This window comes from Clostridium porci (genome assembly GCF_009696375.1).
GTDB classification, from domain to species: domain Bacteria; phylum Bacillota; class Clostridia; order Lachnospirales; family Lachnospiraceae; genus Enterocloster; species Enterocloster porci.
The window spans coordinates 80813-98972 of sequence record NZ_VUMD01000014.1; the positions used below are offsets into that span (position 1 = coordinate 80813).

Here is an 18160-nt window from a genome sequence, read left to right on the forward strand (position 1 = left end):
CATCCGGTCTTTCTTTACGAGAGAATTTACAGAACTTTTGAAGGAGGAAATTGCAAATGAACGGGAAACCGTGTGCATCCCCCGGCATTGCAACGTGCTGGGAAGCCATAGACTGGCAGAAAGCACTTGCGTATGTCAAAAAGCTGCAAGTGCGTATCGTAAAGGCTCAAAAAGAAGGCCATTACAGCAAGGTAAAATCGCTGCAATGGCTGCTGACACATTCGTTCTATGCCAAAGCCTTGGCAGTGAAGCGAGTGACAAGTAATCAAGGCAAAAGAACATCCGGCGTAGACCATGAATTATGGCTGACACCGCAGGCAAAATGGAGCGCAATCTCAAAACTCAACCGGCGGGGTTATCGCCCGCAACCGCTCAGACGGCACTATATCCCTAAGAAAAACGGGAAAATGCGTCCGCTGGGCATCCCGACTATGACCGACCGAGCCATGCAGACACTCTATAAATTTTCGCTGGAGCCGATAGCAGAAACCTATGCCGACCCTAATTCCTACGGGTTCAGAATCGGTAGAAGCACCCATGATGCAATCGAGCAGTGCTTCACCGACCTGAACAAAGGAAAATCCCCGGAATGGATACTGGAGGGCGACATCAAGGGCTGCTTCGACCATATCAGCCACGAATGGCTGTTGGAAAATATTTCAATGGACACGCAAGTACTCGAAAAGTGGCTGAAATGCGGATATGTGGAAACGCGCAAATTGTTCCCAACGGACGAGGGTGCGCCGCAGGGCGGCACAATCTCCCCTACACTCATGAACATGACGCTGGACGGTCTGGAACGGCTGCTTCAAGAACGGCTTCCCACCCGGCAGAAGGTAAATGGACGAACACACTTTAACAAGCTGAATTTCGTGCGTTATGCGGATGATTTTATTATCACCGGAGAATCGCCGGAATTTCTGCGGGATAAGGTGTTGCCTGTCGTCAAAGAATTTCTGACCGAACGCGGGTTGCAGCTCTCGGAAGAAAAGACGGTCATCACTCATATTGAAGATGGTTTTGACTTCCTGGGCAAAAACATCCGAAAATATAACGGCAAACTACTCATCAAGCCGTCCAAAACTTCGGTCAAGTCGTTCTTGGAAAAGGTGCGGAGCATCATAAAGGGCAATAAATCCACCAAACAGGAAACGCTGATACGCAAGCTCAATCCCGTTATCCGGGGCTGGATGAATAATCAGCAATATGTTGTGTCCTCCAAGGTGTTCAGTAGGGTTGACTACGAGATATACAAATGCCTGTGGCAATGGGCGAAGCGCAGACACAAGAAAAAGGGCCGAAAATGGATTGCCCAGAAATACTGGCACCATATTGGCTCCCGTCAGTGGACATTCTCTGTTCCTTATGAGAACCAGAGTACCGAGGGTGAGCCGCTCTACTGTAAACTCGAATATGCCACCGATACAAAAATCATTCGATTTAAGAAAATTGTAGCGGAAGCAAATCCGTTCGATGAATATTGGACGGACTATTTTGAGGAACGAGAGGGCGAAAAGCTGCTCAACAGCACCAAGGGACGAGAAAAATTGCTGACAATCTGGAGACGGCAACACCGCCGCTGCCCGGTTTGCGGAGAGCTTATCACATCAGAAACCGGCTTCAAGGTGCATACCCCAGTCGGCAAGAATAGCCAGAAAATCATGGTACACAAGGAATGTCATGAAGAAATCCACAGCCTGATTACTACTTTTGAGCCGGGTTCCCGATAAGGGGGCCTTTTGAAAGGCTTGAGCCGTATGAGGGGAAACTCTCACGTACGGTTCTTAGGGGAGGGATGGGCAGCAATGTCCATCTCTTACCCGACCAGACGGTGGAAAACAAGCAGAAATTCATCAGCCAGATTATGACCAGCAAAAGCCCGGTACGCTCCTGCGACGATGTGGACGAAACGGCGCTCAGTTTTGCCGAAATCAAGGCCCTGTGCGCCGGAGACCCCCGTATCAAGGAGCGCATGGACCTGGATGTGGAGGTTGTCAAGCTAAAGCTGATGAAAGCCGACCATCAGAGTAAGCAGTACCGTCTGGAGGACCAGCTGCTCAAATACTTCCCGCAGGAAATCGAAACCAACAAGGGGTATATCCAGGGCTTTGAAGCCGATTTGGAAACACTGGCTGCCCACCCTCACCCGGAAGATAGTTTTGCCGGTATGGAAATCCGGGGCGATGTGCTGACCGACAAAGAAAATGCCGGTGCAGCCCTGCTGGATGCCTGTAAGGAGGTCAAAATCTCCGATCCGGTGCAGATTGGAAGTTACCGGGGATTCACTATGTCGGTGGAATTTGAAGCGTGGAAACAGGAATATACGCTCCTGTTGAAAGGCCAGATGACCCACCGGGCTAGCCTCGGCACAGACCCACGCGGAAACCTCACCCGTATCGACAATGCACTGGCTCAGATGCCTCAGCGTTTGGAAGCCGTCAAAAATCAGCTGGACAACCTTTACCAGCAGCAGGCAGCAGCCAAAGAGGAAATCGGAAAGCCGTTTCCCTTTGAGGATGATCTGCGAGTCAAGTCCTCCCGTCTGGTGGAACTGGACACGCTGCTGAACATTGACGGCAAGGGCCACGCTCAGCCGGAAACTGTGGTTGCCAAAAGCGCGCGGCCTTCGGTGCTGGACAGCTTGAAGCGACCGGTGCCGCCCCGCAACCCTGAAAAGAAACCGAAACAACATGAGGAGGTGCGATAATATGAATGCCAACGATCTGAATATGGCCCTCTATGAGAAGATGGCCGCTGAACAGGACAAATACCGGGACTGGCTGAAAAGCCAGCCACCGGTATTTGTCCTGAACCACGCCTATGAGTACACTATCCGGGAGGACATCGTGATGGCGATGGAGCAGCTGGAGCTGACCGACGCACAGGCTCAGGCACTTTTGGATTCTCCCACGCCGCTGGCCGATGTGTACCGCTACTTTGAAAAGCTGGAGACCGGCTATATGGATGTAATCCGGGACAGCATTGAGAACCTGGCGGATGATGCCTGCAAAGTCCAGACGGAGATGCGGAAAGCCGCCATCTACCCTCATTCCGCTGTCTATGCGAAAGAGCATGGCGAACTGGACCAGTACCGAGCCTCCAACAACGCCAATCTCCAATGCAAGGAGGCCATTGAAGCAGCGATACGGGAACACTTCGATGGGATGTACCTCAGCCACGATGCTGCCAGGGATGTGATCGAGACCTATGGTATAGACCGTGTTGCGCTGGTTCTGGCCAACACCGTCCAGCTCCACGATTGGGATGGACGCTACTCTCCCCGTAACAAGGAATGGGCCAAGACGATTCCTGACTACAACTCCAATACCGTCCGGTGCGGCTATGCCGTAAACAGTCACCCAGCTGTCTTAAATGGCTTTATTGATTTGGTTCGTGAGGAACAGCAGCGCAGCCACACACAGCACGAAAAGGCGCAGCCATCCCGGACTTCGGTGCGGGAAAAGCTCAAACAGGAGCCACTCGTTCACAAGCCTGCCGCCCCGAAGAAACGGGAGCCGGAGCGATGAGCATCCCCAAACGAAAGCGGGATGTGCCGGTCCTGTTTTGGGTATCCACTGATGAAATGGAGTTGATTCAGCAGAAAATGGCGCAGTTTGGGACAAAAAACCTGAGCGCCTATCTGCGGAAAATGGCTGTGGACGGCTATGTGGTGCAGCTGGACCTGCCGGAGCTGAAGGAACTGGTATCCCTGCTGCGCCGGAGCAGCAACAACTTAAACCAGCTGACCCGCAAGGTGCATGAAACCGGGCGGATTTACGATGTCGATCTGGAGGATATATCCCAGCGGCAGGAACAGCTATGGGATGGCATTAAGGAGATACTGACACGGCTCTCTAAACTTTCGTAACAGGAACAGTTACCCCATCTGCGGAGGGAGGAACGGCGTTCTTTTCGCCGCGCCTTCCTCCGCTTTTTCTTTTTGCCATATCCTTGCCTTTTGGCTGTGAGACAGGGATAATGGAATCAGGAATTGTGATTTTGAGGAGGCATAACAATGAGGGCATTGGCATTTTTGTTGAAACTGCTGTTGAAGATTTTAATGGCTCCGGTGATTCTGGCGCTGACCCTGTTCGTCTGGATTTGTGTGGGAATCGTCTATATCTCCGGTCTGGTGTTGGGGCTTATCAGTACACTCTGCGCCCTTTGGGGCGTATTCCAGCTCATTGTCGGTCCCAGGCATAACGGGGTGATCGTCCTGATTCTGGCGTTCCTGCTCTCCCCCTATGGTCTGCCGCTGGCCGCCATCTGGCTGCTGGGCAAGTTACAGGACCTGAAATTTGCCATTCAGGATTTGATTTATGGATAAAATACGCTGCTGGTGCTATTTTACTTTCCTCAAAAAATAGGATATACTATATAGGAATAATACTCTGCCGCTGAGTGCGGATAGTTTTTAGATAGGAGGGCGTGTATGGAAAATCAATTAACGCCAGGCAGCTCCATGATTCTGGAAATCCGAGAACTGCTGGAAAACGCTAGAAAAAATGTTGCACAACAGGTCAACTCCCAGCTACTGACAACCTACTGGAACATTGGGCGGATTATCGTGGAGTATGAACAGCAAAATCAGATTCGCGCAGACTATGGAAAACAAACCTTAAGGGAACTTTCCAAAGAACTGACACGGGAATTCGGCAAAGGTTTTTCTCGTTCTAATCTACAAAATATGCGGGCATTTTATCTTGCCTATGAAAAATGCCAGACAGTGTCTGGCAAATTGTCTTGGTCCCATTACTGCGAGCTTTTAAGTATTACCGATGAGAACAAGCGTAGCTTTTATGAGAAGGAGTCTATCAATTCGGGCTGGTCAGTTCGGGAGTTGAAACGGCAGATTGACAGCTCGCTGTATGAACGGCTGCTACTTTCCAGCGGAGATGCGAATAAAGAAAAGGTTCTTTCTCTGGCTCAGCAAGGGATTGAGATCAGCCAGCCAGCTGACATCATCCGTGATCCCTATGTGTTTGAGTTTTTGGGTGTGCCGGAGAACAAGCCCATGTTGGAAAGCGATTTGGAAAAGGCTCTTGTCGCACAGATTGAAAAGTTTCTTTTGGAACTTGGGCGAGGCTTCATGTTTGTCGGAACCCAGCAGCGCGTGACCCTGAACAATACCCACTACTATGTGGACATGGTGTTTTACAACAAAATTCTCCGTGCTTATGTGCTGATTGAACTGAAAACGAAAAAACTGACACCAGAGGCTGCCGGTCAGCTCAATATGTACTTAAACTACTATGCGGCGGAAGTCAACGACCCGGACGACAACCCGCCTATCGGTATTATCCTCTGTACCGAAAAAGACAGCATCGCGGCGGAATATGCCCTGGGTGGTCTGTCCAACAATATCTTCGCATCCCGGTATGTTCTCTATATGCCGGATAAGGAACAGCTGATTGCTCAGGTGGAGGCCGTCTTGAAAAACTGGCACGAAAATAAGGACAACCGTCATGAATGAAAAAGAACTGATTGGAAAAGTACATTCAGCGGTCTATCATCAATGCCAGCGCCGTGGTTATGCGGCTCCGGTGGATGTGCTGATGGAGGTCGGTGTCCTGCCAAAACAGAAATATGAGGACTGGCGGTTTGGGCGAGTGGATTATATGGAACGAGTATGCACCGTCAATCTGCGCAAACTCTCATTCATCATGCACCAGATGCGGGTGTACGCACAGAAAACTGGCTTAAAACCCTCCTTCTGCTACTACAAGCAGTGGGGTGTAAAAAAGAAAAATGGGCAGGGACACAAGCCGGTGATTCCGCTGCGGTTCAGCAAAAGCGGGAACCCGGAAATTGAGAAATGGTATGCAACTCATTTTGTGGACACCAAACGGATTGCAGCTTTAAAAGCACAGTAGCCTGTTGAAAATTCAGATTAACCAAAGGACAGCTCACACAGCTGTCCTTTTCTTTTTTGGAAAGGAGGTCCCCTCTATGGCAACTACACGCATCATGCCCCTGCATATCGGCAAGGGTCGCACCGAGAGTCAGGCAATCAGCGACATTATTGATTATGTGGCAAATCCGCAAAAGACCAACAACGGAAAATTGATTGCCGGCTATGGCTGTGACAGCCGGACCGCCGATGCGGAGTTTCTGTTAGCAAAGCGGCAGTACATCGCCGCCACCGGGCGGGTGCGCGGTGCGGACGATGTGATCGCTTACCATGTGCGCCAGTCATTCAGGCCTGGAGAGATCACACCGGAGGAAGCCAACCGGCTGGGCGTGGAATTTGCCAGGCGGTTTACCAAAGGCAATCATGCCTTTGTGGTCTGCACTCACATAGACAAATCGCACATTCATAATCACATTATCTGGTCGGCGGTCAATACAGAGTGTGACCAGAAGTTCCGTAACTTCTGGGGCAGCACCAGAGCTGTCCGGCGTTTAAGCGACACCATTTGTATCGAGAATGGACTGTCCATTGTGGAGAACCCCAAGCCCCATGGAAAAAGCTATAACAAGTGGCTGGGCGATCAGGCCAAGCCCTCCCATCGGGAGCAGCTGCGGATGATGATTGACCGGGCGCTGGAGCAAAAACCCGCAGACTTTGACGCGCTACTGAAGCTGCTCTCGGAAATGGGCTGCGAGGTATCCCGGCGCGGGAAAGTAATCCGGCTCAGAGCACCCGGCTGGAAGAATGTAGCCCGCATGGATGATAAGCTGGGAGCCGGGTACAGTGAAGCGGAAATCCGTGCGGTGCTGGCCGGAGAAAAACAGCACACGCCCCGTAAAAAATCCACCGTGCAGCCGGAGCCGCCCAAGGTCAATCTGCTAGTGGACATTCAGGCAAAATTACAGGCCGGGAAAGGCGCTGGGTATGCGCGCTGGGCCAAGGTTTTTAACCTGAAGCAGATGGCGCAGACTGTAAATTTTCTCACCGAACATCAGCTGCTGGACTACGGGGAGCTGGCAGAAAAAGCGGCGGCAGCCACCGCCCACCACAACGAGCTGTCGGCGCAGATCAAGGCGGCGGAGAAACGCATGGCGGAAATCGCCGTCCTGCGTACCCATATCGTCAACTATGCCAAGACCCGTGAGACCTATGTAGCCTACCGCAAGGCCGGTTATTCTCGAAAGTTCCGGGAGGAACATGAGCAGGAAATCCTGCTCCATCAGGCGGCGAAAAACGCCTTTGACGAGATGGGAGTAAAGAAACTGCCCAAGGTCAAAGACCTGCAAGCCGAGTATGCCAAACTGCTGGAGGAAAAGAAAAAAACCTACGCTGAGTACCGTCGCTCCCGTGAAAAAATGCGGGAGCTTTTGACTGCCAAAGCCAATGTGGATCGGCTTCTGAAAATGGACGAGGAACAGAAAAAAGAACAGGAAAAAGACCACGGCCAGCGGTGAGCCGGTCATGGTCCCAAGCGTTCGCAGAACGCGCAGCCACAGAATGAAATTCTGTGTTCAAAGGGGTTTGGGGGCGCTGCCCTCAACAAGCAAAGCGGAGGGGAAAATCACGGCAGGATTTTTCCCTCTGCGGGCCGGGTGTATTAACACCGGCATTGCTTGCCAGTCTTATCTCTAAAAGCAAAAAAATAAGAGGCCCTTGGCCTCCATACAACAAACGCTAAACCGATGCCATACAATCCGATACGGTCACTTGGTAGTCTGCATCCTCAAATACACCTGTTCTTTATGTTTTACCATTGCAGGGAATACGGTATAAAAGATTCTGTCATACTACTTTTATATTATCAAGTTAGCAGAGGTGAAGCACAATGAACTACGATTACAATGAAATCCTGCGGGACTACCGCATATATTTGGCCGAACATGAAAAATCTCACGCAACTATACAGAAGTATGTCCGTGAGACGGTTTGGTTTCTTCAATTTTTAGAGGGAGAGGAAGTGACCAAAGCAAAGGTGCTGGAATACCGGGAACGGCTGCAAGAAAAACACCAGGCCCGTACCGTCAACGTCAAGCTGTCCGCCATTCATTCGTATCTGGACTACCTGGGGCTGGCAGCCTGCAAGGTGCGGTTTTTAAAAATCCAACGCACGGTATTTATGGATGACAGCAGGGATTTGACCGAAGCGGAATACCACCGCCTGTTAGAAGCTGCCAAGAGGAAAAAGGACAGCCGCCTGTATCATGTGATGCTTGCCATCTGCGGAACGGGAATCCGTGTCAGTGAGCTTTCATTTCTGACCGTAGAAGCGTTGCAAAAAGGGAAAGCAGAAATCCGCATGAAAGGTAAAACCCGCACCATTCTCTTGACAAAGGAGCTGTGCCGGAAATTAAATGCCTATGCAAAAGAAAAAGGCATCCGAACGGGGTATCTGTTCTGTACCCGCACCGGAAAACCCTTAGACCGAAGCAATATTTGTCATGATATGAAAAAGCTGTGCCGGGCGGCGCGTGTGACCTCTGGAAAGGTCTTTCCCCACAATTTGCGCCACTTGTTTGCAAAATGCTACTACGCGGTCAAAAAGAACCTGGCGTATCTGGCGGATATCTTAGGGCACGCCTCCGTAGATACCACACGGATCTATGTTGCCATGGGCACGCGAGAGCATGAGCGCACCTTACAGAGAATGCGTCTGATCTCATAAAACCGCAGAATAATGATTCTGTGGTGCTATGTTTTCCGCTCCAGTTAAAAGGCCAGCTTTCTTTGCATTTATTATAATGCTGAATGGTCAGAAAATCAATTATTTCTTACATAACAGCAGTCAAAAGAGTACCGCAAACAGACCTGCGCAGTGATCTGTGCCGCAGGTCTACTTTTTGTGTCTATAAAACGTCCGCTCCTGTTCCTGAGCAACGCCAAAATAAAAGAAACCCTTCTACGCATACCACAGAATCATTATTCTGCGGTGATTCCAAGCTCTGACAAACGGCAGGGGCTTTTCATTAAAATGCGGGAGGAAGTGGAGCAAGTGATGGAGCAATGGACAATCGGGTTGTTGGAATATTTGGCACAGAAAAGCGGATGCACTTATCTATCTGATTTGCGGTATCTCAGCCAATGGGAGCAATTCCGCCTTTCTCGGGAGATCGCCCGTATTCCAGCGGCAGCCTTTTCGCTGTCAATATGGAATGATGCGCTGGATTATTTAACCAGCCTGCCACCGGAGCCTTGCGCGTCGGATGCACGGGAAGCGTTGATTCAATCCCTGTCCGAACGGCGTTATGTTCTGTGATAACACCAGCATCAAGGGGTAAGTTCTGAATGCCGCATAGATGCTGTTGATATAAATCAATTTTATACAAGTAGGAGGATGACTATGAAAAAACGAATCACATCGTTTCTTCTTGCGTTGTTGATGGCAGTGACATTGCTTGGCAATGGGCCGTCTGTTTATGCCGCTGCCGATGGCTCGGCCATACCGGCAGAAGAAACGACCAATGAAAAGGCCGAGGACGAAGCACTCCCGGCTACGCCAAGTGAGGCGGAGCCAAGTGCGGAACCGGAAGAAACAGAGGAACAGCCGGAAGAACCTGCCGAAACGGCGGAAGCACCGGAGCTGCCAGAGACAGAAGCGCCAGAGGATGGGATACCCGTGTCTACCCCGTCGGAAATTGCACCTATGTCCAGGAATGCCGGAGGCTTAGCTCTGGATCTTGGTACTGACATTGTGGCAGGCTTCGCCGGAAAGACAGTCAATAATGTGGAAATAGGAACAGTAGAAAATGGGGACGGAGCCAACATAGAATTTTGGCACGGTCATAATCCTTACAGTGACAATGTTGATGGATTAAACTTATCTATTCAAGACGGAACGATTTTATTAAGCGGAAATGTGCCTGATCTTCCGAAGAAGATAACAGACAGATATACACGCAGAATACATGTATCTAAGGATCAAGAGGATGTATATTCTGAGCAGTTCTCCCTGTGGGTCATATTTGTGAATGAGGATACTGACTATACAGAAAGTATAGTCGGGGTTCCGGTATCAGAAAATGTTTTGGTAGAAGAAGCGAAAAAACTGGTGGACACAGGGAATTCTTTGCCGGATAGCATTAAAGATGAGATTGAGTACGAGTATATCAATTCTATCGATCCATCACAAGCGGGCGATGGGTATGCTACTGTAAAGGTAACCTTGCCCGGCGGAGTATCTGAAGATGTCTATGTAAAAGTTAGATACTTAGCGGATTCGGAAAAGCCGGTCTTTACAAACGATGACGGGCCCATCTTTCTGATGGAAGGCCAACCGGTCGTTGATGATTTGGTGCAGGAAAGCGCCAAGATAAAGGTTACAGACAATGCGGGAATTAAACTTATCGGATTAGGGCATGAACGCCTCCCGGATGACTCTGGTTACAAGCCAAATATACAAGACTTCAAAGGCACCACGGTTCGGTTTGAAGTTGATGGCAACGACTCTAAAACCGCCTATGCCTGGTATGGTATTGCGCAGCAACTTGATCCTGGAGAGGTTGATTGGAGTAAAAATAACCTGCTCAGACGCTCGTTAATCGCTACGGATTTTAATAATAATACAGCGGACTCAAAAACCTATCGAATCGTTGTATACAATCCGTCCGCGGCAGAGTCCACAATCACCAAAGAGGAAAATGATGATCCGTCTGTTACAAAGACAGAACTCCTCGATAATGTCAATTTATCATTCTATAATTACACTGAGAAAGCTTATGAAGGAACAATACAGAAAGAGATAAAATCTGTTGTAAAAGACGGAGACAACAGTAATGTTCCACTAACGGGTGAAACTTACAATCTGGAAAGAGATTTATCGAACGATACCGACTACACAGTTACCGTAACAGTAACAAGTGATTGGGGCCAGACGAAAGACGTTGCGTTTACAGTTAAGGTTAAGCCTCAAAAGTTAGAAACAACACAACAGAATGCAGCGGAAGCCATCGACCAGGCTGCCAAGGCAAAGAAAGAAGCGATCGACAACAGCGATATGACAGACGCTGAAAAAAACGCGGCCAAGGCGGAAGTGGACAGCGACACAGCCGCAGCCAAGGAAGCCATTGCTCAGGCAAACAATGCAGCGGGTGTAGAGACTGCAAAGAATGCGGGTTTGGCGTCTATCCAAGCGGATAAGTCAAAGCTGGAGACAGAGTATGCCAAAAAAGATGAGGTACAGACAGGCGACGGCTATACAGAGGCAGATACGGAAAAGCAAACAGCTTACAACCAAGCCTTAACAGAAGCGGAAGCTGTATTGGCTAATGCACAAGCAAATCAAGAGGCCATCGACAAAGCCCTTGATAACTTGGAAGAAGCAAAAGCTGCATTGAACGGCGGTATCGAAATACAGCCAACCTCAGAAAATATAGAATTGGTTCGTGGTGTAGAAAAAACCGTAAAATTCTATTATACAGATGGAAATAATCATGTTAAATCCGCAGGCTTTGTTGGCGGAGGGAATCAACCGGATAATGCATTTAACCCTAATACAGAAATTACATTGGGTAAAGACGCGAATGGCAAATATGTAGAAGTTAAATTTAAGCTTCCGAAAGATTTTGCTGATGGTAACTTCCCTGACAAGGTAACTCCTGAAGAAGGGGGAAAATGGACAAAATATCTTGCTCTCTATGACGGTGAAGGAAAAACAGGAAAGATTTTAAATGCCACCGGTTCTGATGGACAGCCATCTATGCTTACCCTTGTAGTCAAAACACAAGCAGGGGCATATACCCCAAGCTTACCGACTAAAGTTGTAGTAAACGATGCGGCTTCTTTAACAAGTGAGAATATCAAAGCTGTTGAGGAAGCCGTCAAGAAAGCAAACGAAAATGCTCCATGGTATAATTCTGCAACCATTACAGCAGATGCTTCAAATGTGACTATAACTTATGAGGATGGAACTAGTGATACCCTTCCTATTCGTGATTTTGTAGATGATAGCAAAGCGAAGGCGAAAAAAGCCATTGACGATGCGGCTCAGGCAAAGAAAGAAGCAATCGACAACAGCGATATGACCGACGCTGAAAAGGACGCGGCCAAGGCGGAAGTGGACAGCGACGCAGCCGCGGCAAAGGAAGCCATTGCTCAGGCAGACAATGCTGCGGGTGTAGAGACCGCAAAGAATGCAGGACTGGCAGCCATCGAAGTTGATAAGAGCTTACTTCAAGCAGAAGTCGATAAAGAAAAAACTGTGACAGGCTCAATCGACTATACAAATGCAGACGAGACTAACAAGAAAGCCTATGATACCGTCTTAGCAGAAGCAAAAGCCTTGTTAGCTGATGACAAAGCCGACCAAAAAGCAATTGATAGTGCTCTTTTGAAACTACAAGAAGCAAAAGATGCATTCTTTATCGATACAGATAAGGACGGAGACCCGGATTCATCAGATCCTGATGGTGACAATGATGGAATCTTAGATCCAGGATATACAACTCCGGATAAAGCAGATAAGAATCCGAAAGTTTATGATGAGTTAGAATTTACAAAATATGATTCATCCCTAAATGAATATCCGGAAGCTGGAAGCGCATTTGTCGATGGAGCTAAAAATAACTTTATCATCGTATATGGCAATAAAGATTTCAAAGTTACAGCTTATGATAATGGTCTAACCTTGAAAACACAAGCTGGCTATCAAGATGCAGTAAAACTCTATGTCGATCCAATCACCGATTGGAAAGATGGTGAAACATCAAGAGAATTAGTACTTAAAGTTACTGGGCAAGCCTTGATTAAAGATACGGATACGATTGAAGATACTGTAAAAGTCATTGTACTAAGAGATACAGATAAAGATGGTAATCCGGACATAAAAGAACAAGCAGAAGCAGCTATCGAAGCGGCGGCAAAAGCAGAGCTTCAAAAAGTGGAAGCAGATACGACACTGTCCGGGGCAGAAAAAGCGAACGCCCAAGCAGAAATCGAAGCAGATAAGGAAAAGGCATTAGAAGCTGTAACAAACGCAGTGACACCAGAAACGGTAGAAACTGCAAAAGAAGCAGGAATCGCGGCCATCGAAGCTGATAAGTCAAAGCTGAAAGCGGAGGCGGATAAAGAGTCCCTTGTAAAGCAGGATGACGCCTACACGAAAGCGGATGCCGATAAGCAGAAAGCTTATGATGATGCCATCACAGAAGCAAAAGCCGTGCTGGCAAAAGCGGATGCGACACAGGCGGAAATTGATGAAGCATTGAGCAAGCTGAAAGCAGCAAAAGAGTCTCTTGAAAACCACACGGGCGGTTCTGGAAGCGGCGGAAGTAGCAGCGGTGGAAGCAGCAGCGGTGGAAGCAGCAGCGGTGGAAGCAGCAGCGGTGGAAGCAGCAGCGGCGGAAGCAGCAGTGGAGGAAGCAGCAGCGGCGGAAGCAGCAGCGGTGGAAGCAGCAGTGGCGGAAGCAGCAGTGGCGGAAGCAGCAGTGGCGGAAGCAGCAGTGGCGGAAGCAGCAGCGGCGGAAGCAGCAGCGGCGGAAGCAGCAGCGGCGGAAGCAGCAGCGGTGGAAGCAGCAGTGGCGGAAACAACGGTGGCGGAAACAGCAGCGGAAGCGACCATGCCCCGTCGCCTGTCAATGGTACGGCCCCGGCCCCGGCTGCGCCGCTCCGTCCGCTGGATAACGTCCCCAAAACAGAGGATGCCAGCAATCTGGGGCTTTGGGTGCTTCTTGCTGTATGCTCCGCTTTGTCTCTTGGGGGGCTGATGATGAGCGGGAAGCGCCGGAAAGAGCGCTATCACAGCGAGCATTTAAAGTAAGCATCGAATCAGAAGCCTGCGTTCCCCCTATTTCGGCAGGTGTTTTAGCAAAGACTGGGGCACCTGCCGATTTGGGACGCATATATCAGTTAAGAAAAATTTACAGAATGGAATAAGGAATCCTATGAAAATGAAAAAACGAGTTACATCGTTTCTTCTTGCGCTGCTGATGGCGGTGACATTGCTTGGCAATGGGCCATCTGTTTATGCGCAGACCGCCGATGGCCCGGCCATATCGGCAGAAGAAACGACCAATGAAATGGCCGAGGACGAAGCGCTCCTGGCTACGCCAAGTGAGGCGGAGCCAAGTGAGGAGCCGGAAGAAACAGAGGAACAGCCGGAAGAAGTTGTCGAAACGGCAGAAACGGAGGAACAACCGGAAGAAGCGGTCGAAACGGCAGAAAAAAAGGAAGAAACACCGGAAGAAGCAGCACCGGAAGAACCGGAGCTGTCAGAGACAGAAGTCCCAGAGAATGGAATGCCGGTGGCTACCCCTTCGGAACTTATGTTCCGGGCGGCACCTCTTTTAACAGAGTACCGTGATCGTAATGGAGCGGCTGGCTCCCTTATTGGCGACCAAGCATCCTGGTATCCTTACTATGCCTTGACTTTTCAAGAAGCACAGTTTAACGATGTTGATCCGTTGAAGATTCGTTATAAAGACCCCGGTTATGACAGTCCTTGGGTTTACTGCATCAATGCGAAAAAGAAAGCTCCTGATAACGGTCCAAATGGTACTGACAATCCCTATGATGTGTATCTATTTGATGCAAACGACGGCGCTTGGATTCAAAATAATTATTTTCAAGCTCCTCACACAGGTGAGAACGGGTTCTCCGCAGCGCAAGGGGTGTTTCAGGCCTTATACCGTGGTTTCCCGCACGACACGCTAGGTTTGAAAGACAAATATAATCTTTCCGATTGGGAATTGTATGCTGCTACGCAGATGGCCATCCACTTTTGGACTGACGAGATTTATCAGACCCATGCCGGCCCTGTCCCGTGGAATCAAAATCTTAATAAAGCCTTCTTCGAACTGATTGATCAAGACCCTGCCTCAGGTGAAGAAGCTCTTGGCCTGCTTAGGGCTAATATCTTTCTTGGGAAACCCTCTACTGACGGCACTTTCACACAGCGAGTGATGTGGTTGGATCCTGTCGATGAGGAAGAAGATAATCCTGAATACGAGATTCGTTTCCGGAAAGTTGACGGCTCCGGAAACCCGTTGTCTGACGCGACACTTATTGTGAAGAACCAGTTAACAGCTGAGATGTATGAGTGGGATACGGATACGGAAGCAGAAACTTTATCGCTTACGCCAGGATTATATGTGGTTTCTGAAACGAAAGCGCCGGATGGTTACGATAAAGTGACTGACTTTCTTTTCACACTCAGTGCAGAAGGCATTGTCTCTTTAGGCTATATTTCTCCAGAAGATAAGGTGCAATTAGAAGAAAGAGAAATCACCATCACCGATAAAACAGAGACCCATACCATTGATTTCAGCAAAACCACGATCGGCGGTATAGAACTTCCCGGCGCAACCATTCAGATTTTCAAGGGCAGCGACACAACCGGCACCATGGTAAAGGAATGGGAAAGCGGCAACACCTCCCACAAGTTACAGCTGGAAGCCGGTACCTATACCTTCCATGAGGAAGCAGCTCCCGATGGTTATCTCGCTGTCACCAACTTTACTTTCACCGTTGATGCCGACGGCAAGGTGGAACTGGGCGAGATCAAGAACGGAGATATTGTGAAATCCGAAGGCGGCAAGATCACCGTAACAGACAAAAGTAAGCCACAGGAATTTTCTGAGTACGAAATAAGTTTTCTGAAAGTTGATGAAGGTGGAAATCCTCTGTCCCATGCGACGCTGACTGTGAAGAATCAGCTCACAGCTCAGACATATACATGGAATACGAATGCTGAAGTACATACTCTCACTCTTAAACCTGGACTCTATGTAGTTTCTGAAACGAATGCACCGGGTGGTTACATTAAAGTGAAAGACTTTAACTTCACTTTAGGAGCAGACGGCGTTATCTTGCTTGGTGATATTGCTCCTGGAGATGTGGTTAAATTAGAAGGAAGAAAAATCACCATAACGGACAAAGCAGAACCCCACGAAGAAGAATTCGGCGTAGAGTTCAGCAAAGTGAAGCTTGGCGGTGAGGAACTGCCAGGCGCTAAGATTGAGATTTACAAAGGCACGGACAAGGTGGACGGCTGGGAAAGCACCACCGACAGCCACACGCTGAGCCTGGAAGCAGGCACCTACCGCTTCCACGAAGAAGCCGCACCGGAAGGATTCGTCGCGGTGACGGACTTTGAGTTCACCGTAGAGGCAGACGGCAGCGTCACCCTCGGCACGATTGCCCAGGGAGAAACTGTTGTAGCCGAAAACGGCAAGATCACCGTAACGGACAACGCGAAAAAGCATCAAGTAGAATTCAGCAAGGTGAAGCTGGGCGGTGAGGAGCTGCCGGGCGCACGTATTGAAATCTACAAGGGCGATACGAAAATCGAGCAGTGGAATAGCTTAGAAACAAGCACAGTCATCAATCTGGAGGCAGGCACTTATCGCTTCCATGAAGTATACGCACCGGAAGGATTCGTAGCAGTCACCGACTTTGAGTTCACCGTAGAGGCAGACGGCAGCGTTACCCTCGGCACGATTGCCCAGGGAGAAACCGTCGTAGCTGAAAACGGCAAGATCACCGTAACAGACAACGTGAAAAAGCATCAAGTAGAATTCAGCAAGGTGAAGCTTGGTGGCGAGGAGCTGCCGGGCGCACGCATCGAAATCTACAAGGGCGATACGAAAATCGAGCAGTGGAATAGCTTAGAAACAAGCACAGTCATCAATCTGGAGGCAGGCACGTATCGCTTCCACGAAGTATACGCCCCGGAAGGATTCGTCGCGGTGACGGACTTTGAGTTCACCGTAAAGGCAGACGGCAGCGTTACCCTCGGCACAATTGCCCAGGGAGAAACCGTCGTAGCTGAAAACGGCAAGATTACCGTAACAGACAATGTGAAAAAGCATCAAGTAGAATTCAGCAAGGTGAAGCTGGGCGGCGAGGAGCTGCCGGGCGCACGTATTGAAATCTACAAGGGCGATACGAAAATCGAGCAGTGGAATAGCTTAGAAACAAGCACAGTCATCAATCTGGAGGCAGGCACGTATCGCTTCCACGAAGTATACGCCCCGGAAGGATTCGTCGCGGTGACGGACTTTGAGTTCACCGTAAAGGCAGACGGCAGCATTACCCTCGGCACAATTGCCCAGGGAGAAACCGTCGTAGCCGAAAACGGCAAGATTACCGTAACGGACAACGCGAAAAAGCACGAAGTAGAATTCAGCAAGGTGAAGCTTGGCGGCGAGGAACTGCCAGGCGCTAAGATTGAGATTTACAAAGGCACGGACAAGGTGGACGGCTGGGAAAGCACCACTGACAGCCACACGCTGAGCCTGGAAGCAGGCACCTACCGCTTCCACGAAGAAGCCGCGCCGGAAGGATTCGTCGCGGTGACAGACTTTGAGTTCACCGTAAAGGCAGACGGCAGCGTTACCCTCGGCACGATTGCCCAGGGAGAAACTGTTGTAGCTGAAAACGGCAAGATCACCGTAACGGATAATGCGAAAACGACTCCGCCCACTCCGGATGATGAAAAGGTGGAAGTAGAATTCAGTAAGGTGAAGCTTGGCGGCGAAGAACTGCCAGGTGCTAAGATTGAGATTTACAAAGGCACCGACAAGGTGGACGGCTGGGAAAGCACCACCGACAGCCACACGCTGAGCCTGGAAGCAGGCACCTACCGCTTCCACGAAGAAGCCGCACCGGAAGGATTCGTCGCGGTGACGGACTTTGAGTTCACCGTAAAGGCAGACGGCAGCGTCACTCTCGGCACGATCGCCCAGGGAGAAACTGTTGTAGCCGAAAACGGCAAGATCACCGTAACGGATAATGCGAAAACTACTCCGCCCACTCCGGATGATGAAAAGGTGGAAGTAGAATTCAGTAAGGTGAAACTGGGCGGCGAAGAACTGCCAGGTGCTAAGATTGAGATTTACAAAGGCACCGACAAGGTGGACGGCTGGGAAAGCACCACCGACAGCCACACGCTGAGCCTGGAAGCAGGCACCTACCGCTTCCACGAAGAAGCCGCACCGGAAGGATTTGTCGCGGTGACGGACTTTGAGTTCACCGTAAAGGCAGACGGCAGCGTTACCCTCGGCACGATTGCCCAGGGAGAAACTGTTGTAGCTGAAAACGGCAAGATCACCGTAACAGACAACGCGAAAAAGCATGAAGTGGAATTCAGCAAGGTGAAGCTTGGTGGCGAGGAGCTGCCGGGCGCACGCATCGAAATCTACAAGGGCGATACGAAAATCGAGCAGTGGAATAGCTTAGAAACAAGCACAGTCATCAATCTGGAGGCAGGCACTTATCGCTTCCACGAAGTATACGCACCGGAAGGATTCGTAGCAGTCA

The 18160-nt window shown here is 49.7% G+C and carries 11 protein-coding genes and 1 pseudogene; all 12 read left to right on the forward strand.

Annotation, left to right across the window (positions count from 1 at the left end; genetic code table 11):
• The first annotated feature begins 56 nt into the window (after positions 1-56).
• Positions 57-1730 (forward strand): group II intron reverse transcriptase/maturase, encoded by a 1674-nt coding sequence (gene ltrA / locus FYJ39_RS14960; RefSeq protein WP_154473258.1) that lies wholly within the window; start codon positions 57-59, stop codon positions 1728-1730.
• 95 nt (positions 1731-1825) lie between these two features.
• Positions 1826-2707 (forward strand): annotated as a pseudogene (locus FYJ39_RS14965) (SNF2-related protein); the annotation flags it as partial.
• Between the two features lies 1 nt (position 2708).
• Positions 2709-3527: a DUF3849 domain-containing protein gene (locus tag FYJ39_RS14970; protein WP_154473259.1), complete on the forward strand. Its 819-nt coding sequence runs from the start codon at positions 2709-2711 to the stop codon at positions 3525-3527.
• The gene (locus tag FYJ39_RS14975; protein ID WP_154473260.1) at positions 3524-3868 is read left to right on the forward strand and encodes a plasmid mobilization protein; all 345 of its coding nucleotides are present in this window, start codon (positions 3524-3526) and stop codon (positions 3866-3868) included. Before FYJ39_RS14970 ends, FYJ39_RS14975 begins: the two co-directional genes overlap by 4 nt.
• 147 nt (positions 3869-4015) lie before the next feature.
• The gene (locus tag FYJ39_RS14980) at positions 4016-4327 is read left to right on the forward strand and encodes a CD1845 family protein (protein ID WP_154473261.1); all 312 of its coding nucleotides are present in this window, start codon (positions 4016-4018) and stop codon (positions 4325-4327) included.
• 105 nt (positions 4328-4432) lie between these two features.
• Positions 4433-5473, forward strand: a complete 1041-nt coding sequence (locus tag FYJ39_RS14985) for a PDDEXK nuclease domain-containing protein (protein ID WP_154473262.1) — start codon at positions 4433-4435, stop codon at positions 5471-5473.
• Entirely contained in the window at positions 5466-5873 is a 408-nt protein-coding gene (locus FYJ39_RS14990; RefSeq protein ID WP_154473263.1) for a hypothetical protein, read from the forward strand. Before FYJ39_RS14985 ends, FYJ39_RS14990 begins: the two co-directional genes overlap by 8 nt.
• 76 nt (positions 5874-5949) lie before the next feature.
• The gene (locus FYJ39_RS14995; RefSeq protein WP_154473264.1) at positions 5950-7365 is read left to right on the forward strand and encodes a relaxase/mobilization nuclease domain-containing protein; all 1416 of its coding nucleotides are present in this window, start codon (positions 5950-5952) and stop codon (positions 7363-7365) included.
• A gap of 371 nt (positions 7366-7736) precedes the next feature.
• Complete coding sequence (locus FYJ39_RS15000; RefSeq protein WP_154473265.1) at positions 7737-8573, forward strand: tyrosine-type recombinase/integrase; 837 nt, start codon at positions 7737-7739, stop codon at positions 8571-8573.
• Positions 8574-8750: 177 nt separating this feature from the next.
• Entirely contained in the window at positions 8751-9164 is a 414-nt protein-coding gene (locus tag FYJ39_RS15005; protein ID WP_235919854.1) for a hypothetical protein, read from the forward strand.
• Positions 9165-9248: 84 nt separating this feature from the next.
• A complete protein-coding gene (locus tag FYJ39_RS15010) occupies positions 9249-13661 on the forward strand; it encodes a DUF1542 domain-containing protein (RefSeq protein WP_195840453.1) in 4413 nt (1470 codons plus the stop codon).
• Positions 13662-13791: 130 nt separating this feature from the next.
• On the forward strand, positions 13792-18160 hold a 4369-nt coding region (locus FYJ39_RS15015), incomplete at its 3' end, for a SpaA isopeptide-forming pilin-related protein (RefSeq protein WP_195840454.1).